18 protein-coding genes and 2 pseudogenes are annotated in these 22781 nt (G+C 40.8%); 15 read left to right on the forward strand and 5 right to left on the reverse strand.

Annotation, left to right across the window (positions count from 1 at the left end; genetic code table 11):
- Nucleotides 1-81: 81 nt before the first annotated feature.
- The 10 genes and pseudogenes from ltnD to ACERCF_RS05845 form a co-directional block, all read left to right on the forward strand.
- Nucleotides 82-987: an L-threonate dehydrogenase gene (ltnD, locus tag ACERCF_RS05800; RefSeq protein ID WP_373624948.1), complete on the forward strand. Its 906-nt coding sequence runs from the start codon at nucleotides 82-84 to the stop codon at nucleotides 985-987.
- Nucleotides 987-2228, forward strand: a complete 1242-nt coding sequence (otnK, locus tag ACERCF_RS05805; protein ID WP_373624949.1) for a 3-oxo-tetronate kinase — start codon at nucleotides 987-989, stop codon at nucleotides 2226-2228. The genes ltnD and otnK overlap by 1 nt, the downstream gene beginning before the upstream one ends.
- A complete protein-coding gene (otnC, locus tag ACERCF_RS05810; protein ID WP_373610167.1) occupies nucleotides 2225-2857 on the forward strand; it encodes a 3-oxo-tetronate 4-phosphate decarboxylase in 633 nt (210 codons plus the stop codon). Before otnK ends, otnC begins: the two co-directional genes overlap by 4 nt.
- Before the next feature lies 1 nt (nucleotide 2858).
- Nucleotides 2859-3635: a 2-oxo-tetronate isomerase gene (gene otnI, locus ACERCF_RS05815; RefSeq protein WP_373624950.1), complete on the forward strand. Its 777-nt coding sequence runs from the start codon at nucleotides 2859-2861 to the stop codon at nucleotides 3633-3635.
- 51 nt (nucleotides 3636-3686) lie between these two features.
- A complete protein-coding gene (locus ACERCF_RS05820; RefSeq protein ID WP_373624951.1) occupies nucleotides 3687-5045 on the forward strand; it encodes a GntT/GntP/DsdX family permease in 1359 nt (452 codons plus the stop codon).
- Between the two features lie 61 nt (nucleotides 5046-5106).
- Entirely contained in the window at nucleotides 5107-6447 is a 1341-nt protein-coding gene (locus ACERCF_RS05825; protein WP_373624952.1) for an alpha/beta hydrolase-fold protein, read from the forward strand.
- An 11-nt stretch (nucleotides 6448-6458) separates the two neighbouring features.
- Nucleotides 6459-7133, forward strand: a complete 675-nt coding sequence (locus tag ACERCF_RS05830) for a cyclase family protein (RefSeq protein WP_373624953.1) — start codon at nucleotides 6459-6461, stop codon at nucleotides 7131-7133.
- Between the two features lie 8 nt (nucleotides 7134-7141).
- Nucleotides 7142-8935 carry an alpha/beta hydrolase gene (locus ACERCF_RS05835; protein WP_373624954.1) on the forward strand — a complete coding sequence of 598 codons (1794 nt, stop codon included), beginning with the start codon at nucleotides 7142-7144 and terminating at the stop codon, nucleotides 8933-8935.
- Between the two features lie 170 nt (nucleotides 8936-9105).
- A complete protein-coding gene (locus ACERCF_RS05840; protein ID WP_373624955.1) occupies nucleotides 9106-9837 on the forward strand; it encodes an amino acid ABC transporter ATP-binding protein in 732 nt (243 codons plus the stop codon).
- Between the two features lie 40 nt (nucleotides 9838-9877).
- Nucleotides 9878-10252, forward strand: a pseudogene (locus ACERCF_RS05845) (type 2 periplasmic-binding domain-containing protein); the annotation flags it as partial.
- A 130-nt stretch (nucleotides 10253-10382) separates the two neighbouring features.
- On the opposite strand, the gene glmS reads toward ACERCF_RS05845, so the two are convergent.
- From glmS to ACERCF_RS05860, 3 genes are all read right to left on the reverse strand, one after another.
- Nucleotides 10383-12218 carry a glutamine--fructose-6-phosphate transaminase (isomerizing) gene (glmS, locus tag ACERCF_RS05850; protein WP_373624956.1) on the reverse strand — a complete coding sequence of 612 codons (1836 nt, stop codon included), beginning with the start codon at nucleotides 12216-12218 and terminating at the stop codon, nucleotides 10383-10385.
- A 40-nt stretch (nucleotides 12219-12258) separates the two neighbouring features.
- On the reverse strand, nucleotides 12259-13020 hold the full coding sequence (locus ACERCF_RS05855) for a DeoR/GlpR family DNA-binding transcription regulator (protein WP_373610159.1): 762 nt from the start codon (nucleotides 13018-13020) through the stop codon (nucleotides 12259-12261).
- Between the two features lie 157 nt (nucleotides 13021-13177).
- Entirely contained in the window at nucleotides 13178-13378 is a 201-nt protein-coding gene (locus ACERCF_RS05860) for a glycine zipper 2TM domain-containing protein (RefSeq protein ID WP_373610158.1), read from the reverse strand.
- A 218-nt stretch (nucleotides 13379-13596) separates the two neighbouring features.
- On the opposite strand from ACERCF_RS05860, the gene ACERCF_RS05865 reads away from it, so the two are divergent.
- The 3 genes from ACERCF_RS05865 (at nucleotide 13597) to fbpC (ending at nucleotide 17963) form a co-directional block, all read left to right on the forward strand.
- Nucleotides 13597-14631, forward strand: coding sequence for an ABC transporter substrate-binding protein (locus tag ACERCF_RS05865; protein ID WP_373624957.1), 1035 nt, complete (start codon nucleotides 13597-13599; stop codon nucleotides 14629-14631).
- A 48-nt stretch (nucleotides 14632-14679) separates the two neighbouring features.
- Entirely contained in the window at nucleotides 14680-16716 is a 2037-nt protein-coding gene (locus tag ACERCF_RS05870) for an ABC transporter permease (protein ID WP_373624958.1), read from the forward strand.
- 200 nt (nucleotides 16717-16916) lie between these two features.
- Entirely contained in the window at nucleotides 16917-17963 is a 1047-nt protein-coding gene (gene fbpC, locus ACERCF_RS05875; RefSeq protein ID WP_373624959.1) for a ferric ABC transporter ATP-binding protein, read from the forward strand.
- Between the two features lie 71 nt (nucleotides 17964-18034).
- Here fbpC and glpQ read toward each other — a convergent pair whose 3' ends face one another.
- Nucleotides 18035-19108: a glycerophosphodiester phosphodiesterase gene (glpQ, locus tag ACERCF_RS05880; RefSeq protein WP_373624960.1), complete on the reverse strand. Its 1074-nt coding sequence runs from the start codon at nucleotides 19106-19108 to the stop codon at nucleotides 18035-18037.
- A gap of 70 nt (nucleotides 19109-19178) precedes the next feature.
- A complete protein-coding gene (glpT, locus tag ACERCF_RS05885) occupies nucleotides 19179-20624 on the reverse strand; it encodes a glycerol-3-phosphate transporter (RefSeq protein ID WP_373610153.1) in 1446 nt (481 codons plus the stop codon).
- Between the two features lie 367 nt (nucleotides 20625-20991).
- Here glpT and ACERCF_RS05890 point away from each other — a divergent pair, with 367 nt between their 5' ends.
- Together ACERCF_RS05890 and ACERCF_RS05895 are read left to right on the forward strand one after the other, a co-directional pair.
- Nucleotides 20992-22590: a glycerol-3-phosphate dehydrogenase/oxidase gene (locus tag ACERCF_RS05890; protein ID WP_373624961.1), complete on the forward strand. Its 1599-nt coding sequence runs from the start codon at nucleotides 20992-20994 to the stop codon at nucleotides 22588-22590.
- A 117-nt stretch (nucleotides 22591-22707) separates the two neighbouring features.
- Nucleotides 22708-22781 (forward strand): annotated as a pseudogene (locus ACERCF_RS05895) (IS1595 family transposase); the annotation flags it as partial.

Raw genomic sequence — 22781 nt, forward strand, 5'->3', positions numbered from 1 at the left:
TGATCTTTGTCACAGATTTTATCTTTTTGATTGGTTAATATACGCCCATCAAGTTCATTAATTTATTTGAGGGAATAAACAATGAGTCAAAAATATAGCGTTGCCGTTGTCGGCTTAGGTGCAATGGGTATGGGTGCTGCAAAATCTTGTATCGCAGCAGGTTTAGATACCTACGGTGTAGATTTAAATCCAACTTACTTAGAAACCTTAAAAGCAGCCGGTGCAAAAGGTGTTGGCAATAGTGCGGTTGAGTTTGCAGCTGATTTAGACGCAGTACTGTTATTAGTTGTGAATGCCAACCAAGTGAACGCTGTGCTATTCGGCGAGAACGGTTTAGCACAACATTTGAAAAAGGGTACTGTAGTAATGGTTTCATCTACCATTTCTGCACAAGATGCGAAAGGTATTTCACAGAAATTAACAGATCTTGGCTTAATTATGTTAGATGCCCCTGTTTCAGGTGGTGCAGCTAAGGCAGCACAAGGTGAAATGACCGTGATGGCATCAGGCTCAAGTGAAGCGTTTGAGAAACTAAAACCTGTTTTAGATGCCGTTGCAGGAAAAGTCTATAACATCGGCGAAGAAATTGGCTTAGGTGCAACGGTGAAAATTATCCACCAATTATTAGCTGGTGTACATATTGCCGCAGGTGCAGAAGCGATGGCATTAGCTGCTCGTGCAGGTATTCCATTAGATCTGATGTACGATGTAGTAACTAACGCTGCAGGTAACTCTTGGATGTTTGAAAACCGTATGAAACACGTTGTTGATGGCGACTACACCCCACTTTCAATGGTAGATATTTTCGTAAAAGATTTAGGCTTAGTGAATGACACAGCAAAATCATTACGCTTCCCACTCCATTTAGCAAGCACAGCGTACTCAATGTTTACCGAAGCAAGCAACGCAGGTTACGGCAAAGAAGATGACAGTGCGGTCATCAAAATTTTCAGCGGTATTGAGCTACCGAAAAAAGGAGGCAACTAATGCTAGGCATTATTGCAGACGATTTTACTGGTGCGAGCGATATTGCCAGCTTCTTAGTTGAAAATGGCTTACGCACCGTACAGATGAACGGTGTACCAAAAACGGCATTAAACGGTGAAGTTGATGCGATTGTAATTAGTTTGAAATCTCGCTCAAACCCGGTTGATGAGGCGATTGCACAATCTTTATCTGCCCTTGAATGGTTAAAACAAAACGGCTGCACACAATTCTATTTCAAATACTGCTCAACTTTTGACAGTACCGAAAAAGGCAATATCGGCCCAGTTACCGATGCGTTAATGTCAGCATTAGAAACTGATTTCACCGTAGTAACGCCAGCCTTGCCTATCAATGGTCGTACGATCTTTAACGGCTACTTATTCGTTGGTGATGTGCTGTTAAGTGAATCAGGTATGCGTAACCATCCAATTACCCCAATGAAAGATGCCAACTTAGTGCGTTTAATGGACGCTCAATCTCAAGGTAAAACAGGTTTAGTCGCCTATGCTGATGTGATTCAAGGGGCAGAACGTGTGAAAGCTCGCTTTGTAGAATTAAAAGCACAGGGCTACAAATATGCCGTTGTTGATGCCGCAGACAATTCACAACTTGCGGTACTTGCTGAAGCGGTTGCTGACTTCAAATTAGTTACAGGTGGCTCAGGTTTAGGGGCTTATATGGCGGCTTACCGCTCAGGCGGCAAGAAAGGAACTCAAGCATTTGTACCAAGCAAAGGCAAAACCGTTGTGCTTTCAGGTTCTTGCTCAGTAATGACGAATAGCCAAGTAAATGCTTATAAGCAACAAGCCCCAAGCTATTTCTTAGAGGCAGAAAAAGCGATTAACAATCCGAACTATGTAGAAGAAATCTACCAATGGGTGCTTGAGAATTTAGATGGCGAACTAGCTCCTCTGGTTTATGCAACTGTTCCGCCAGAACAACTTAAAGAGATCCAAAACCAATTCGGCGGCGATAAAGCCAGCCACGCCATTGAGAATACCTTTGCCAAACTAGCAGAAAAGCTGCAAGCAGCAGGTGTAACTAACTTTATTACCGCTGGTGGCGAAACCTCAAGCATTGTGGTTCAACAGCTCGGATTTAGCGGTTTCCACATCGGTAAACAAATTGCACCGGGTGTGCCGTGGTTACAAGCGGTTGAAAAACCAATTTTTCTTGCATTGAAATCAGGGAATTTCGGAAAAGAAGATTTCTTCTCTTATGCACAAGGAATGTACCAATGACCGAACAAGAACAAAAAATTGAAATGGTAAACCTCGCTCGCTCTTTATTTGAGCGAGGATATACCGTAGGCGGAGCGGGCAACCTTTCCGTTCGTTTAGATGAAAATCGTATTTTAGTTACGCCAACAGGCTCATCACTTGGGCGACTACAGGCGGATCGCCTTTCAGTCCTTGATATGGAAGGAAATGTTCTTGAAGGCGATAAACCTTCTAAAGAATCGATTTTCCATTTGGCGATGTACCAAAAAAATCCACATTGCAAAGCAATCGTACATCTTCACTCTACTTATTTAACTGCACTTTCGTGCTTGGAAAATCTAGATACTGACAACGCAATGAAAGCCTTCACTCCATACTATGTAATGCGTGTGGGTAAACTGCCCGTCATTCCTTACTACCGCCCAGGCGATAGCAATATTGCCCGTGAGTTAGGCGAAAGAGCCTTAGATGGCAAAGCGTTTTTACTGGCAAATCACGGTGTTGTGGTAACTGGTTCAGATTTGGTTGATGCGGTGGATAACACTGAAGAGCTGGAAGAAACCGCCAAACTTCATTTTATTCTACAAGGTCAGAAAGTCCGTTATCTCACTGATGATGAAGTGAACGACCTGAAAAACAGAGGAAAATAAAATGCCTAAATTTGCAGCAAATCTCACAATGATGTTTAACGAAGTGCCGTTTTTAGATCGTTTTGAAGCGGCAGCAAAGGCTGGTTTCAAATATGTTGAATACCTTTGGCCTTATGATTATCCGGCAGCAGAATTGAAAGCCAAACTTGAGCAATATGGCTTAAAACAGGTGTTGTTCAATACCGCAGCCGGCGATGTTGCTCAAGGTGAATGGGGTGTTTCTGCCATTCCGGGGCGTGAAGCTGATAGCCATCGTGATATTGATTTAGCGTTGGAATATGCCCTCGCATTAGGTTGTGAGAATGTTCACGTTATGGCAGCGGTCGTGCCAGAAAGCGAAGATCGTGAAGCCTATAAACAAACTTTCATCAAAAATGTGCAATATGCCGCTGATAAATTTAAACCACACGGCATTAAGGTATTACTTGAAGCACTTAGCCCAGAAGTGAAACCGAATTATCTGCTTAAAAGCCAGTTTGATACGCTGGAAATTGTAGAAGCAGTGAACCGAGACAATGTTTTTGTGCAGCTTGACTACTTCCACGCACAGAATGTGGACGGCAATCTTTCTCGCTTAACCGATAAATTAAACGGCAAATTTGCTCATATTCAAATTGCGTCTGTGCCAGATAGACACGAACCAGACGAAGGCGAAATTAACTACGAATATATTTTCAATAAACTCGATGAAATCGGGTATGAAGGCTATGTGGGTTGTGAGTATAAACCACGAGCGGAAACCACCTCAGGACTAGGTTGGTTTGAGCAGTATAAATAATCACAATGATTTACTGATAAATATGTAAATACAACATTAGAAGGAAACTTTATGTCAAATGAAATGTTAATTTTGATTGGATTGGCAAGTGTCATTGCACTTCTAGTCATTATGATTAAAGGTAAAGTACACCCATTCCTAGCACTTGGATTAGTCAGTATTGCAGTTGCTTTAACTGCAGGTATTCCAATGGGTAAAGTGATCCCAACTTTGATTTCAGGTATGGGCAGCACTTTAGGTAGCGTTGCACTAATCGTAGGTTTAGGAGCAATGCTAGGGAAAATCATTGAAAAATCTCACGGTGCCGATGTATTAGCAAATTGGTTATTACAGCGTTTTGGTGAGAAAAACGCCCCTTTTGCATTGGGTATGACAGGTTTTATCTTCGGTATCCCAGTTTTCGTTGATGTTGGCTTTATCGTATTGATCCCGATTATTTTTAGTGTAGCGAGACGTTTGGGGGGAAATATCCTCGTTTATTCTTTACCAATCGGGCTTGCAATGTTACTTGTTCACGTATTACTTCCACCTCACCCAGGTATTGTGGCTGGAGCTCAGAACTTAAATGCAGATATTGGCTTTGTATTGGGAATTGGCTTAGTAGCAGCTCTACCTGCATATTTAATCGGTCAAAAATTTATTCCGTTCTTTACAAAAAATAACTTCGTAAAAGTAGTAACTTCAACTGATCTTTTACAGCACCAAAAAGATTTAATCAAAGAGAAAGAGATTGAATTACCTTCTTTCGGTAAAGTGTTAGCAATGATTTCTTTCCCTCTAATTCTGATCATGTTAGGTACGGTAACGGCGACAGCACTACCAAAAGAGCATATTGTACGTGAAGTATTTAGTATGATTGGAAGTTCTCCGTTTGCATTATTTGTTGCAGTCTGTCTTTCTGCTTATGTATTAGGCTTTAGATACGGTTGGACTAAGCATAAATTAGAAGAAGTACTAGATTCTGCTCTAGCACCGATTGCAGGAATTATTTTAATCACTGGTGCGGGAGGAATGTTTGGTAAAGTATTAGATGCAAGTGGTGTAGGTAAAGCATTAGCAGACGTATTAGCCAATACGGGCTTACCGTTATTGGTTCTTTCTTTCATACTTTCTGCATTATTGCGTGCAGCACAAGGTTCTGCAACGGTTGCAACTATTACCACTACAACTATTCTAGCTCCTGCAGCCGTAGCAGCAGGTTATAATGATCTGCAATTAGCACTTCTTACAGCAGCTATTGGTGCAGGTTCTATGACATTATCCCACGTGAATGATTCACTCTTCTGGGTATGGACTAAATTCTTCAATGTTCCTGTATCCGTAGGCTTAAGAACTTGGACGTTTTTAACCACTATTTTCGGTGTAATCGCCTTTGCTGTTGTTGGCATTATTTGGATGTTATTCGTTTAATATCACTCTGTTACTGCTTAAAATCCGCCTCTTATGAGGTGGGTTTTTTTAGGAGAAAACTATGCTGAAAAAAACACTTTTATTTACGCTATTACTTTCTCACTCCCTCTATGCAGAGGATATGATTCAGGAAAATAAATCAGTAAATATTACGCTGCTTGCCGAAATCACCGCTCAAGGGCAAAAAATTAACGGATTGGCGTTGGAATACCCTGAAAATGTGCTGTCGGGTAGCGATCTTCGCCAACTTTACCAAGTCCAAACCAGTTTAGACAATGCGGAAAAGGAAAGCCGTTCAGTATTGAAAGCCTATGTGAATGCCGAGCCAAAAACGACCGCACTTCCGAAAGCCGGTAAATTTGTGATTGTTGAATTGGATACGGCAGATAAAAATGCGGCAACTTATAGCGTAAAAGATGCCAATAAAGCACCGATGAAGTTTAAATCCAAAGATGAAAACGGCAACATTATAGCAACCGAGAAAGTACAAGCGGTCAAAATTCCTGAATTTTTTGCAAATCGTTTAGCCTATTCGGTAGAACAAAAAGGCTTACTCAAATTAACTAATGGCACAACCTTAGGCAAAGCAGAGTGGACACAAACTGCTGAGCCTGAAAAAATCAAAACCACTTACCTTGACGATTTCAAAACAAAACAAGTGAACTTAGATAAGCCTGAAAATAAGCTGAACTATCGGCTCTATTCGCCTTTGCAAAAAAATGGCGAAAAATACCCGCTTGTGATTTTCCTACACGGTTCAGGGCAAGTGGGTTCCGATAATCTTGCTCACTTAATTTCCAGTAAAGGGGCGATTGCAACCTTACCTTATGAGCCAAGTTTTGTGCTGGCACCGCAATACGACCAAGTCTTCGACCCATTTGATAATGCCGCCAAGGGGCAAAAAGGCGGTATTCACTGGCAAACGGAAAATCGTATCAATCTCGTGTTAAAAATGATTGATGAAACCCTCAAAGCCAACCCACAAATTGATACCAGCCGCATCTATGTGAATGGATTATCTCGTGGGGCAGAGGGCGGATTAAACCTGTTACTCGCTCGCCCGAATTTCTTTGCAGGAGCATTGTTAATGAGCGGCCGCGAAGCCTATACAAACGAATGGGTAGATGGCAATGCTACCATAGAAAATTTAGCGGCAATTAAAGATTTACCGATTTGGTTCTTCCACAGCAAAGAAGACAAAGTCTCGCCTGTGAAAGGTTCTCGTATCAACTACCAAATTCTACACGAGCAGCTTAATGCCCCAAATGTGAAATACACCGAATTTAGCTTTGAACAAGCCGGCGACAACGGTATTGTCAATAACAACCCTCACAACACTTGGGACGCTGTGTATAACAGCCCTGAAGTGATTGAGTGGTTACTTCAACAAAAACGCCCATAGAGGACTTTATTATGACTTATCAATATCTTTCTTATCCATTAGATGTGAATGACCCTGGTTTTCCCGGCGAGCCGACATTGAGCTTAGAAACTTGTACGAGTACTGATAAAGGTGATGTGTATAACAGCTCTAAAATTCATCTGTTTAACCATTTTGGATCGCACTTTGATGCCCCTCGCCATTTTAATCCGAATGGTGTAACAATTACGGAGCTGCCACTTTCGCAATTTATCTATGAAAAACCCTTGTTGTTAGATATTCCAAAGCAATCAGGGCAAATGATTGAACCTGAGGATTTACAACCGCATTTAGCTGCTATTCAACAAGCTGATTTGTTATTGATCCGCACAGGTTTTGAACAGCTACGCAAGGAAAACCCAAGCGAATATGCTCATAACGGTGGAGCTGTAAGCATTCAATGTGCCGAATTTTTGATTAAAGATGCAGCAAATTTGAAAGCGATTGGATTTGATTTTATTTCGCTTGCTTCCCCAGCTCACCCTGATCACGGTGTAAAAGCCCATCAAGTTATGCTTGGAATGTATAGCTCGAATTTTATCTGCATTATTGAGGATTTAATGTTATCGGAAGTAAACGCAGAGAAACTCAAAAAAGTGTTTGCTTTACCTTTACGAGTAAAAGGCGTTGATAGCTCGCAAGTTACAGTCTTGGCAGAAATCCAATAGGAAAAAAGATGAAAACAAGTAAATTTAGCTTAGTGTTAGCCATTATTTTCTTAGCATTGAGTTTTATCAGTAGTTATATTGGCTCATTGATTGAGCGGGATTTCGGCAGAATTGATGTTTCAACCGTGAGCTTTATGACGGAGCAGAATCAACCGATGATAGCCAAACTCTATCGTCCGATCTCTGCAACTGAAAACTCGCCTAAACCTGCCCTCTTGGCATTGCACGGTTATCAAAGCGATAAAGAAGCCACCAATACTTTTGGTGCATTAGAACTGGCAAAGCGAGGTTTTGTAGTATTAGCCATTGACCACTTTGGTCACGGCTACTCAACAAAATTACCAGCCTCGAATAAAACGATCAGCGGTGCAAATAATGGCTATCAATATTTAAAAACGCTTCCTTTCGTTGATAAGGAAAAACTGGGGATCTTTGGGCATTCCACAGGGGCATTAAATGCGATCCGAGTAGCAAAACTAAACCCTGATCACAAAGCAGTAAATGGTTTAAGTAGCAATGGTGGCGATAAAGAGTTAAACAACTACTTATTAACACAGGGGTTATATGAAGAAATTGGAATTTATCGGGAAAAAACGTTCCCAGTAAAAGATCTTGTAAATAATGAAGCAAGATTGACCGCTTTCTCATTGTCTAGTGGTGAAAACTTGAAATGGGATCATACTTACGGCAACTTCAATGCTGGTTCAGCACGCCGAGCAGCCTTAGTTGATGGCACGCATTTAGGTGTAATGATCGCAGAACACAGTAATAAAGAAGCAATTCTTTGGTTTAACCAAGCTCTCCAAAATGGCGAAAAAGGAGAAGGCTGGATTGAGCCTGAGCAACAAACCTATTGGTATAAAGAGTTTAGTGGCCTATTTGCCCTATTTTTTGCTGTTATTTCTGCATTGTTTTTAGCAAATCATTTACTAAAAGCCCCTTATTTTGCTGCGGCAACACAAACCGTTACTACCAAGATGGCAATCACACCAAGCCGTTGGCGGTTATTTGCAGTAATTAATATTGCAGTTACTATCGTACTTTATCCTTTATTAACCCAATGGGGTGGAGCGAATGAACCCATTGCTGCAAAATTGAGCTTTATGCCTTTAGAGATGGGGAATGGAATTATCACTTGGCTGTCGGTTAGTGCTGTGATTAACTTCCTGTTTTTCTTCCTTTGGAAAAAAACAAGCACGATTTCATTAGCAGAATTTGGCGTATTAAGCCACTTTAGTACAAGTAAAGTTATCGGACGCAATTTAATGCTAAGTATAGTGTTAGTTATTTGGCTCTATGCTATCGCCTTTATTGCTCATTCAATTTGGGGGACGGAATTACGCTTCTTATGGCCGTTACTAAAACCATTAACGATAGAACGCTTTGAACTATTTTTCATTTATTGGATACCAATTTTGCTCTTCTTCCTCAGTTTTAATGGTTTAATTGTATCTGTACAAATGAAACAGCCATTATCAAGCAGTTTTGCCTCAACCCTCTTGAGTTGGTCATTCAAAACCATCTTATTTGCTGCAGGTGGATTAGTCATTTTATGGTTATTCCATTTTGTACCGAACTTTATGCAAATAGGGCCGGGTTTTGACATACTCGGATTGCCTCAATTTGGTGGTCGATGGATGATGATGTTAGCAGTTATTATTCCACAGTTTGTGGTATTTACGATTATCAACCACTGGTGTTACCTTAAAACTGGCTATATCTACTTAGGGGTGTTTTTTACCTCAATGTTGATGGCTTGGATTATGGTTGGTGGGCAAGTAATCGGACGGTTTTTAGCCTAATTTACTAAATATATACCAAGAGCTAATCTTATGATGATTAGCTCTTTTTTAATCTTCTTATTAAAAACATTCCTTATAATCAAAAGTTATACAAAATAGCTTCTTATGATTCCCTTTCTTAATTATTTTTCTGCAAAATGCTTTCATAAATAACTTAAGGTTACGCATATATGCCTTTACTTTCTATTCAAAACTTGCATAAAAAATATGGCGAGACTGTCGCAATTAATAATCTGAGTTTAGATTTGCATAAAGGCGAAGTTGTTGTGCTGCTTGGGCCTTCTGGCTGTGGTAAGAGTACCTTGCTTCGCTGTATTAATGGCTTGGAAGATAAACAAGGAGGTACAATTTCAATGCAAGATGTTGGCGAATTTGGCAAAGATTTGAGTTGGGAGCAATCTCGGCAAAAAGTGGGAATGGTATTCCAAAGCTATGAATTATTCGCCCATTTAAACGTTATTGAAAATATTTTACTTGGCCCATTAAAGGCTCAAAAACGCAGTCGGGAAGAAGTAGAAGCTCAGGCAGATTTACTCTTAAAACGAGTTGGTTTATTTGATAGAAAAACCGCTTTTCCGAGAGAACTTTCTGGCGGGCAGAAACAACGCATCGCCATCGTTCGAGCGTTGTGTATGAACCCTGAAGTTATTTTGTTAGATGAAATTAAGGCAGCACTCGATCCTGAAATGGTACGAGAAGTGTTAGATGTGGTACTTGAGTTGGCAGATGAGGGAATGTCAATGCTCATTGTTACTCACGAGATGGGCTTTGCAGAGAAGGTTGCCGATCGCATTGTATTTATTGATAAAGGCGAAATTATTGAGCAATTTCCGCCGCACGAGTTTTTTAAAGCACCAAAAACCGAGCGAGCAAGACAGTTCTTACACGGTTTAGATTATTAACATTATTTGAGGAATTACTATGAAACGTTCAACATTCTTAAAAACCTTATTAGTGAATAAAGGCACAACGGCTGATGCCTATTTCAGCAAAAATCATCCTGAAATTCAGTTATTAAAATTCGACCACAATACTGAAACCTTTAATGCGTTAAAAGATGGACGTGGCGTTGCACTTGCACACGACAACGCATTAGTGTGGGCTTGGGCAAAAGAGAACGCAGATTTTGATGTGGCGATTGGCAATATCGGGCCATCTGAACAAATTGCTCCAGCAGTACAAAAAGGCAACAAAGCATTGCTTGATTTTGTGAACAAAGAGATTAGCGAATTTAAAGCGAACGGCAAATTAAAAGCAGCTTATGAAAAAACCTTAGTGCTTGTTTATGGCGAGAAAGAAGGGCTTTTAGCGAAATAAGTAAGTGAACGGATTGCTTACCTTGCGGTTGAGAAATATTAATTTGCAAAAAATTCTACTGTTTTGACCGCTTGTTTCTTCAAGGAAGAAAAAACCTTATTCAAAAATGAATAAGGTTTTTCTTTTATGGTTACTCTACCGTTACCGCTTTTGCAAGGTTACGAGGTTGATCCACGTCTGTTCCTTTAATTAAAGCGATGTGGTATGAAAGCAGTTGTAACGGCACGGTATAGAAAATCGGTGCGGTTACTTCATCTACTTTTGGTAATACGATAGTTTTGAAACCTTCTGCCTCTTCAAAACCTGCATCGTGATCGGCAAATACATATAACTGACCGCCTCTTGCTCGCACTTCTTCAATGTTAGATTTTACTTTTTCTAACAAATCGTTTTCTGGTGCAACCACTACAACCGGCATATCGCTATCAATTAACGCTAACGGACCGTGTTTTAATTCGCCTGCTGCGTAAGCCTCTGCGTGAATGTATGAAATCTCTTTTAATTTTAACGCAGATTCCATCGCAATCGGGTAGTATTCACCACGACCTAAGAATAATGTGTGGTGTTTATCCGCAAAGTCTTCTGATAATTTCTCGATTTGTTTATCGAACACTAACGCACTTTCAATTTGAGCTGGCAAGCGTTGTAAAGATTGAACAATGTGATGCTCTTGTTCTTCACTCATACGGTTTTGTAAACGACCAATCGCTACGTTTAATAATAATAAGCAAGTTAATTGTGTTGTGAATGCTTTTGTTGAAGCTACACCAATTTCCACACCAGCTTTAGTTAAGAACGCAAAATCAGATTCACGCACTAATGATGAGCTTGCAACGTTACACACCGTCATCGCTGCCATATAACCAGACTCTTTCGCTAAACGAAGTGCCGCTAAGGTATCTGCTGTTTCACCTGATTGAGAAAGTGTGATTAATAAGCTGTTCGGGCGTGTTACAAATTTACGGTAACGGAATTCAGACGCGATTTCCACATCACAGCTTACGCCTGCGAGTGATTCAAACCAGTAACGAGCGACCATACCTGCGTTGTAAGATGTACCACAAGCCACAATTTGAACGTGTTCTACTTTTGATAAAATCTCTGCTGCATTTGGTGCAATCGCAGATACATCAACTTTACCGTCTTTAATACGACCATCTAAGGTGTTCATAATCGCAACTGGTTGTTCAAAAATCTCTTTTTGCATATAGTGGCGATATTGACCTTTATCCGCAGCATCGGCTTCAAAGTTACCTTCGTGAATTTCACGTTCTACTTTATTGCCTTGACGGTCGTAAATCTCAACAGAACGGCGGGTAATCTCTGCTACATCGCCTTCTTCCAAATAAGCAAAACGGCGGGTTACGCTTAATAATGCTAACGGATCTGAGGCTAAGAAGTTTTCACCTACACCATAGCCAATCACAAGTGGGCTGCCTGAACGAGCAACGATTAAATGTTCCGGCTCTTCTTCGTTTAATACTACTGTGCCGTATGCACCACGAAGTTGTACTACGGTTTTTTGTACCGCTTCTAATAATGATGAAGCCGAACGCAATTCCCACTCAACTAAGTGTGCGATAACTTCTGTATCGGTTTGTGATTGGAACACATAGCCACGCTCTTGTAGCACGACTTTTAATTCTTCGTAGTTTTCGATAATACCATTATGTACCACCGCAATTTTACCGCTACGATGTGGGTGAGCATTAGTTTCTGATGGCTCACCGTGTGTTGCCCAACGAGTGTGAGCAATACCTGTACCACCTAATAATGGCTGTGCTTCTAACGCATCATCTAATGCTTTCACTTTACCTACACGGCGTACGATCTGCATTTTTTTATCGGCTGCGTTTAATACCGCTACGCCTGCTGAGTCGTAGCCTCGATATTCTAAGCGGTGTAAACCATCAACTAATATTTCAGCCACATCACGTTGTGCTACTGCACCTACAATTCCACACATAAATTTGCTTTCCTATTTTTTAAGTTAAAAATTCGATTATTTATTTTGCAATGAGGACTTCGACACCCATTTTTTCAATTTTTTCTTTCGTTTCGAAACTTAATTGGTTGTCGGTAATAATTTTGGTGATTTTTGACCATTCCAATTCAATATTAGGCATTTTTCGCCCGATTTTTTGTGATTCAATCAACACTATCACTTCTCGGCTGACTTCTGCCATCACTTGGCTTAACCCGACTAGCTCATTGAAAGTGGTTGTGCCACGTGATAAATCTAAACCATCTGCACCAATAAAGAGCTGGTCAAAATCATATGAACGCAACACTTGTTCAGCCACTTTTCCTTGAAAAGATTCTGAACGGCTATCCCAAGTACCACCTGTCATTAATACTGTTGGCTCGCACTCCAAAGAGGTTAATTCCGCTGCTAAATTCAGCGAGTTGGTCATCACGACCAAGCCGGTTTGGTTTAAGGCTTTAACTAACGCCCCAGTCGTGCTGCCGCTATCAATGATGATACGGTTATGGTCACGAATACAATCTCGGGCGGCTTGTGCAATCTTCTTCTTTTGAATCGAAAGTTGCTCAGTAAATTCTTCTTCCATCATCTCTGAAGGGATTTTTACCGCCCCACCATATTTTCGCAATAAAAAACCACTTTCTTCTAAAGCGGTTAGGTCTTTACGAATGGTAACTTCTGAAGTTTCAAACAGTGTAGCGAGTTCATCAACACTCACTTCTTGTTGCGATTGTACCATCTGTACAATTAAATGGCGGCGTTGTTGTGTGTTACGTTTTGACATTACAATCTTCACTTAAGTTTCGTTTCAAAACTTTTTGCATTATAAAGAAAGAAAATAAAAAGAAAAGCAAGAAATCCATAATTTACAAAATCTATACAAAACAAAACCGCTTGTTCTTTGGCGATACAAGCGGTTCATTTCTGTCAATTTTTTGCAATTATTTGATTTGGCTACCGATTACACCACCAAGTGCCGCACCACCTAAGGTTGCGCCCGTTGAATTACCAATTGCTTGTCCAGCAACACCGCCAACTGCTGCACCAATTGCGGTATTACGTTGCGATTTTGTCATATTGTTACAGCCTGATACTGCAACTGCTAAAAGAGCTACTCCGACAACTTTTAACATAGACTTCATATTAATCCCTCATTATTAATCAATTTCAAATTGGTCAATCTCCTTGACCTAATCTATAAGATTTTATTTAGTAGAAAAGGTTCAATAAAAAATGCAATTGCAAAATTCCAAGCAAATTCGACCGCTTGTTTAGCTGAACTGTGAAGCTGCTCACAGAATTTTGCCTTATTTTCTGCTATATTCCGCTTAATTTTCTCCCTAACAGTAAGGAAATCACAATGAAATTGAAAAAATTAGCTTTAACAGTATCTGGTTTACTACTCGGTTCATTATTTTCTCAATCGGCATTGGCGGAAGGTCGTCTGACCGTTTATTGTAGTGCGACGAACGAACTTTGCGAGCAAGAAGTTCAAGCATTTGGTAAGAAATACGATGTGAAAGTATCGTTTGTGCGTAATGGTTCAGGCAGCACATTAGCGAAAATTGAGGCCGAAAAAAATAATCCACAGGCTGATGTGTGGTACGGTGGCACGCTTGATCCTCATTCACAAGCGGCAGAAATGGGCTTACTCCAACAGTATCAATCACCGAGTTTAGAGCAAATTATGGAAAAATTCCGTGATCCTGCCAAATTAAAAGGCAACTATTCTTCTGCGGTGTATATGGGGATTTTAGGCTACGGCGTAAACTTAGATCGCTTGAAAAAATTAGGTATCGAGAAAGTGCCAACAACTTGGGAAGAGTTACTAGACCCTCGTTTAGCAGGCGAAATTCAAATTGCAGATCCGCAAAGTTCAGGTACAGCTTACACAGCAATTGCTACCTTCGTGCAACTTTGGGGCGAAGAAAAAGCCTTTGAATACTTCCGCAAATTACACAAAAACATTTCACAATATACTAAATCAGGCATCACGCCAGCTCGTAACACAGCACGAGGCGAAACCACCATCGGTATCGGCTTCTTACACGACTATGCTATCGAGAAGAAAAACGGGGCTAACATTGAAATAACTGCACCAACTGACGGTACAGGTTATGAATTAGGCGGCGTGAGTATCTTAAAAGGGGCAAGAAACCTTGAAAATGCGAAGCTGTTCGTGGATTGGTCGCTTTCTAAAGAAGCTCAAGAACTCTCTTGGCAGAAAGGAAATGCGTTCCAAGTATTAACCAACACAACGGCAGAAGCCTCGCCTTATGCCCTTAATCCAAAAGACTTAAACTTAATTGACTACGATTTTGAGAAATATGGTTCAAGCGAAGAACGTAAACGCTTGATTGATAAATGGGTTAATGAAGTTAAGTTAGCCAAATAATTCTTCTTTTAGAGGGGGCTTTCCCCTCTTTTTTATCTGTGAGGTATTATGCAGAGTTTTTCTTTTTCCCGACCGCTTGTATGGGTGGTGATCGGTTTACTCGGTTTTCTCTTATTGCCCGCTAAAGCATTAGATTATGGTTTGTTTGACTCAACAAAAGACGAGCTGTTTTCAGCGATGGGCTGGTCAAGTTTAAATATCGCTTGGGCGTGGTTCTTACCGCTTTTTGCATTTTTATTACCAAATCCGACCGCTTGTAAACGCCGAGCCAAGCTCGAATTAGTCGGCTTAGGCTTATTGTTTGCCTTTATTTTCTTATCTGCAATCGTGCTTAAAGTCAGTTTAGGCTATGCGGTTTTACCTTTGATTATTGCTATTACAGGGCTTGCGACCAATAACCTTGCTATTTTTAAAGTAATGCAAGGCGACCGCTTTATTATTGGTTCACTCATTAGTATTATCCTACTGATTTTCTTCTTTATCGTTTACCCAACCATTGCGATTTTCGTCTCAATGTTCTACAACGGCGACGAATTTGTACCAAGCCAAGTGCTCACTATTTTGCAACAGCCTTATGTGGCTCGAGTAGTGGGGAACTCGTTATCAGTTGCGGGAACGGCGGGTGTGCTTTCCACTCTGTTTGGTTTGGCTTTTGCCCTTTACACCACTCGTATTGCGGAACGCTCTGCGTTCATCGGACGAATTTTCTCGATCTTACCAATTGTTACACCGCCATTTGTGGTCGGTTTAGGTGTAACGCTAATGCTTGGGCGTTCGGGCTATGTTACTGAATTTTTAGTGGAACACTTTGGCTTTGCCAGCAACTGGCTCTACGGCTATACAGGGATTGTGATTGCTCACACGCTTGCCCTTACACCAATGTCGTTTATGATTTTAGAAGGAGCGTTGAAATCTATTCACCCATCTGTGGAAGAAGCAGCTTACACCTTACGTTCTAACCGCTATCAAGCCTTCTTTAACATTATTTTCCCATTACTCAAACCTGCTCTGGCTAACTCATTCTTAGTGGTGGCAATTCAATCCCTTGCGGACTTCAGTACGCCATTAGTTTTAGGCGGCAGCTTTGATGTGATTGCAACGCAAATCTACTTCTATATTGCAGGTTCACAGCTTGATTATGCTTCTGCAAGTACACTTGGAGCGATCTTACTCGTGTTCTCGCTGACAATTTTCGTAATCCAATACCTCTGGATCGGCAACCGTTCTTATGTAACTGTATCGGGCAAATCTTATCGTGGCGATGTGCAAGATTTACCAAACGGAATGAAATGGCTAATTATTGCCACTCTGCTGTTCTGGGGAATATTCAACCTTGTGCTTTACGGTAGTATTTTCTACGGTAGCTTCACAGTAAACTGGGGCGTAGATTACACCCTTACACTAGATAACTACATCAAACTGTTCGGACAAGGCTTTAGCGATGGCGGTTTCCCATCACTGATTCAAACCGTGTTATTTGCCGCTGCTGCTGCACCAATTACGGCATTGTTTGGCTTGCTAATTGCTTATGTCACGGTTCGCCGTGATTTCAAAGGCAAGAAAACGCTGGAATTTTTAACCTTACTTTGCTTTGCCGTGCCGGGAACAGTCGCAGGGGTGTCTTACATTCTTGCCTTCAACGATGCCCCGATTTATTTAACTGGCACAGGTATGATTATTATCCTCTCAATGGTAATGCGAAATATGCCTGTGGGTATGCGTGCAGCAATCGCTGGCTTAGGGCAGTTGGATAAATCCCTTGATGAAGCCTCTCTTTCGCTAAAAGCTGGTTCATTTAAAACTATGCTGTTTGTGGTGTTACCGCTTCTCAAGCCAGCCTTACTTTCTGCTCTTGTAACCAGCTTCGTGCGAGCAATGACCACCGTAAGTGCGATTGTGTTCTTAGTCACCGCAGATACACGAGTGGCAACCTCTTACATTCTCAACCGTGTGGAAGATGGCGAATACGGCATTGCGATTGCCTACGGCTCAATTTTAATTGTAGTGATGATGGCGATTATTTTGATTTTCGACTGGATTGTTGGGGATACTCGTATTGCTCGCTCTAAGGCGAAGAAAATGTAAAACACATCTACTCTCCCTTTATAGGTAGATTTGTCAAGTTCTGTATCAATATCCGTAGGGGCAGATCCTGTGCCTATTCGCAAACAATATTAATTTACGGGCGGGCACTGGACCCGCCCCTACACACAATCATTATGTATTTAGAGCCTGACAGCCCGCCCTTTATGGAAGAGAGAAAGATATAATTAAAAGGACAAAATATGAATAACGATTTCTTAGTATTAAAAAATGTAACCAAATCTTTCGGCAAAGCTACTGTTATTGATAATCTCAACTTAAGCATTCCTAAAGGAAAAATGATTACCCTGCTTGGCCCTTCAGGCTGTGGAAAAACCACCGTGTTACGCCTTGTGGCAGGTTTGGAAAGCCCAACATCGGGGCAGATTTTTATTGATGGCGAAGATGTTACCCAAAGCTCGATTCAAAATCGGGATATTTGCATTGTGTTCCAGTCTTACGCTCTTTTCCCCCATATGTCGATTGGCGACAACGTTGGTTATGGCTTAAAAATGCAAGGGGTGCCGAAAGAAGAACGATTACAACGTGTGAAAGAGGCGTTGGAATTGGTCGATTTAGCGGGGTTTGAAGACCGTTTTGTCGATCAGATTTCAGGCGGACAACAGCAACGTGTGGCACTGGCTCGTGCGTTAATTCTAAAACCAAAGGTGCTTTTATTTGATGAACCGTTAAGTAACTTAGACGCCAACCTTCGCCGCTCAATGCGAGAAAAAATCCGTGAGTTGCAGCAACGTCTTAATATCACCTCGCTTTATGTTACTCACGACCAATCGGAAGCCTTTGCGGTATCCGACCAAGTGATTGTGATGGATAAAGGCATTATCAAACAGCAAGACACGGCGAAAAATCTCTACTTACAGCCAAACTCGCTCTTTCTTGCTAACTTTATGGGAGAATCCACTATTCTGCCAGCGAAGAAGTTTGATGACAAAATCCAAATTGGCAATTTCAGCTTTACGCTTGCTCATTCAGATCGCTTCAATGTACCGAATGGCGACTGTTTAGTCGGCATACGTCCAGAAGCAATTCGCTTACAAGCTAATGGTGAAGAGAACCAACATTGCCAAATCAAGCACGCTGTTTATATGGGAGCTCATTGGGAAATTACGGTAGAGTGGCAAGGCAAAGAAATTATGGTGAATCTCAACCCTGATCAATACAATGAAAACCAAGCTGAGTACTATGTTCACCTAAGCCAAAATGGTATTTTCTTGTTAAATCAAGAATAACCTAAAACACAAGCGGTCTGATTTGCAAAAAAATTTACAAATCAGACCGCTTGCTATTTAAAAAGTATTAATTATTTCTGTTTTTTCAAAAACTCAACAGCTGTATCTGGGAAGTCGGTAAATACGCCTGTTGCTCCCGCTTTATTTAAGAGTGCATCATACATTTGATCTACATTCTCAAAGAATGGAGCTAAAGCATCTTTACGCACTGTGTAAGGATGCAGCTCTAACTTATGTTTAGCTAACTCTTTTACAAGCGGCGTATATTTAATATCACCTACTTTTGAGTTTTTATCGTCAATCAACATATACCAGCCTGGCCCTACACCGTCTGCATATTTTGCGACTTCTGCCATTGCACCTTCTTTGAACATCCAATCGTAGTCGTAGTTAATCCATTTACCGTCTTTATCTTTCTCTTCAGTTTCATTCCAATCGGTATAGGCGATTAATTGCACCAATTTTAAGTCCATACCAAGCTGAGGGAGTAATTCAGTTTTAATGCGTTTTAACTCATTAAAATCGAAAGTTTGTAAATAAACAGGCGATGATTTTTTATCGTAGCCATATTTTTTCAACACTTTTAAAGTTTCTAATGCAATGTCTTTACCTTCTTTATGGTGTAACCAAGGGGCTTTAATTTCTGGATAGATACCGATTGTTTTACCTGTTGATTTTTCTAAGCCCTGAATAAACTCAATTTCTTCTTCAAAAGTATGGATCTTAAAGCTTGATTGCCAAAGCGGGAAACGTTTTGGGTAAACCGCTACTTGTTTGCCATCTTCCATTTTGAAGTTTTCTGTCATCTCAAGTGTGCGAATTTCTTCTAAAGTGAAATCTGCCACATAGTAACGCCCATCTTCACGCTTACGTTCTGGGAATTTTTTCGCAACATCGGTTAAGCCATCTAAGAAGTGGTCGTGAATCACAATGATGTGATTATCTTTCGTCATTGCAAGATCTTGCTCTAAATAGTCCGCCTGTTGCCCAAATGCCAAGGCTTTTGACTCTAATGTATGCTCTGGCAAATAACCACTCGCACCACGGTGAGCAATCACTAATTTATCTGATGCTTGAGCATAAGCACTTAATGTTGCCGCAGAGAGTGTTAACGCTGCAACCAATGTTTTAAATTTAAATTTCATAGAATCACCTCATTGTTTAAAAATAAAGGAAGAACAATATGTTCTTCCTTTTTGATTTATAAATTAACAATTATTTACCGTAGTGGTCGCCTAGTTTAGCTTTGTGTTTGCCTTCTTCAAGCATTACGATAAACATTAATAATACCGCTAACACGCCACCTGCGATCATCACATAGAAACCGCCGTCCCAGCCGAATTCGTGTGCCGCCCAGCCTACTACCGCAGAAGCAGATACAGTACCACCTAAGTAACCGAATAAGCCTGTGAAGCCTGCTGACGTACCCGCTGCTTTTTTCGGTGCAAGCTCAAGAGCGTGTAAGCCGATCAGCATTACTGGGCCATAAATTAAGAAGCCGATAGTGGTCATTAAGACAAAGTCCATTAATTGATATGGATTCTCATACCACACTTTACCTGCGTATTGAGCTAACTCTGCTTCAGGCGTTGCTGGGTTTAACCATAATGCCACAACTGCTGCGGTGGTTAAGATCATAAACACGAAACCGGTCAAGCCACGTTTACCTTTGAAGATCTTATCTGATACCCACCCACATAGTAGCGTACCTGGAATCGCCGCAAGCTCATAAATGATGTACGCAGAGGCTGTTCCTTTAATATTGAAGTGTTTCACTTCCCCTAAATAAACTGGAGACCATTTCAATACACCATAACGAATTAAGTAAACGAATACGTTAGCGATTGCGATATACCACAATAATTTATTTTTTAACACATAAGTGAATAAAATTTCTTTAGTGGTTAATTCTGTTTCCGATTTTTTCTCATCATAGTCATCTGGGTAGTCGTTACGCCATTTCTCAACTGGCGGTAAACCACAAGATTGTGGAGTATCTTTCATCATAAAGTAGATTGGCACAGCGGCAATCATCGCTGCAATACCTGGGTAGTATAGAGCCTGTTGCCAAATATCTTTTGCTGTTGCTTCAACACCGTGTGTATTGTAGAAAATTGCACCCGCTAAAATCACCATTAAGCCCGGCACCATACCGCCTACGTTATGCGCACAGTTCCAAATCGATACAATAGTTCCACGCTCAGATTTAGACCACCAGTGTACCATTGTACGACCACACGGTGGCCATCCCATACCTTGGAACCAACCGTTTAAGAAGATCATAACGAACATAACGGCAATGCCTGAAGTTGCCCACGGCATTAAGCCCATCATCGTCATACAAAGACCTGATAATAATAAACCGAATGGTAAAAATACTTTCGGATTTGAGCGGTCTGACATCCACGCCATTACAAATTTTGATAAACCATACGCCAAACCAGCACCTGTACCGATAATACCAAGTTCTGCTTTATTATACATACCAGCTTCAATTAAGCCCGGTTGTGCTAGGTCAAAGTTAGCACGCACGAAATAGTAAGCGGCATAGCCGAAGAAAATGCCAGCAAAAACTTGCCAACGCAAGAATTTATATCTTGCATCAACTTTGTCCGCTGGCAACTCCGCTATATGCGGAGCGGGTTTAAATGGACCAAACATTTTTATTCTCCAATATAATTTTAAGTAATACCTATTCTTAGGTCGGTCAATAATATCTGAAAATAGCGAATGACAAAGTTATTTTTTGCAAAAATGTGATTTATTTCACAAAATTTTCACTTTAAATCACTTCAAATTTTCGGAAATACGCATTTTTATCTTACCACCTACTCCGACCTCTTATAAAAAAACACATTATATACAACCAAAATAATCAGTAAATTACGATGCAAATTCAATAATTTTGTGATGTAGATCTGATTTTTAAACAAATCTATTTGAACTCAATTTATTTTCGTTTATGCTAATAAAGGTAATATTAAGTTCAAATTCGAGCAATTAAAGCATCGAACAAAAGGAGCAAAAAATGCAAAGATACGAACAACTCGCTCAAGTGCAACAAACACAAAAATGGGATTTCATTATTATTGGTGGCGGTGCAAGTGGTTTAGGTATTGCTGTAGACACCGCCTCTCGTGGCTATAAAACCTTATTACTAGAAAGCCACGACTTCGCAAAAGGGACATCAAGCCGTAGTACTAAATTAGTACACGGAGGCGTACGTTATTTAGCCAATGGCGATGTGGCATTAGTAAGAGAAGCCCTGCGTGAGCGTGGTCGCTTAGCTAAAAATGCGGCTCACCTCTTTAAAAACCAAAGTTTCATTATTCCAAACTATACCCTTAAAGATTGCTTAATGTACCGTGTAGGTTTAGGAATGTACGATATGCTTTCAGGTAATCTTAGTTTAGGTAAAACGCAAAATATTGATAAAGCTGAAGCAAAAAGACGTTTACCAACATTAAACGACTTAGGCTTGCGTGCAGGTACAGTTTATCAAGATGGACAATTTGATGATGCTCGTTTAGCGGTAAATATGGCTCAAACGGTGGTTGAGCAAGGCGGAACAGTGTTAAACCACGCTAAAGTAACTTCGTTACACAAAACACCACAGAGCAAAATTGATGGCGTAACTTTCTACGATGAGCTTAACCAGCAAGAACATACCGTATTCGGCACGGCAGTCATTAACGCAACGGGCGTGTTTATGAATGATATTTTAAGTATGGATCAGGGTAGCCCGAAAAAATTCGTGGTGCCGAGTCAAGGCATCCACTTAGTGTTAGATAAATCATTCTTGCCAAGTAATGATGCGTTGATGATTCCAAAGACCTCAGACGGACGTGTATTATTCGCTGTGCCTTGGCACGATGTATTAGTGGTAGGAACGACGGATACCTTAATTGAACACCCATCTTACGAACCAATTCCGCTTGAGCAAGAAGTAAACTTTATTTTAACCACCGCGGCGCAATACCTCACAAGAAAACCAACCCGTGATGATGTGAAAGCTGTATTTGCAGGGCAACGTCCGCTTGCTGCCCCGGAAAAAGAAGGGCAAAGTACAAAAGAGGTTTCCCGTAGCCATAAAGTTTTAACCGATCCAACCAGCGGTTTAGTAACGATTACAGGTGGTAAATGGACAACTTATCGCCAAATGGCTGAAGATACGGTAGAAGAAGCATTAAAAGTCCACCCACAATTAGGCAATAAACCTTGTCGAACAGTAGATTTATCTATTCACGGCAATATTCCAGCGGAATTAGTAAATTTACAAGATCATCTCTACGTTTATGGTTCAGACATTCCAGAACTACGTGGTTTAATGACTGCTTATCCTGAATATGCAGAGAAAATCCACCCAAGATTAGATTACACCGTAGCTGAAGTGATTTGGGCGGTTCGTAATGAGATGGCTCAAACGGTGGAAGATGTATTGGCACGCCGTGTTCGCTTGCTCTTTACCGATGCGAGAGCCGCTATTGACAGTGCGGCAAAAGTCGCCGCCATTATGGCAAAAGAGATGGGTAAAGATGAAATTTGGCAACAACAACAAGTCGCTCAATTCCTTAATGTTGCGAAACACTATTTACTGGTAGATTACCAACCCCAATTCATCGCTTAATGAGCAAAGCCACCTTTAAAAGGTGGCTTTTTTACGATACAAGCGGTCAAAAATAGCAAAAAATTTGGGGCTGTCCTAGATAACGACTAAAACTTCCATTTAGGTTAAGATAACCCTATGAGAAAAAGTCGTCTAAGTCAGTACAAACAACATAAACTCATAGAGCTGTTTGTAGCAGGCGTAACCGCTCG

The sequence above is a fragment of the Mannheimia kashgarensis genome (assembly GCF_041807705.1).
Classification (GTDB): Bacteria; Pseudomonadota; Gammaproteobacteria; order Enterobacterales; family Pasteurellaceae; genus Mannheimia.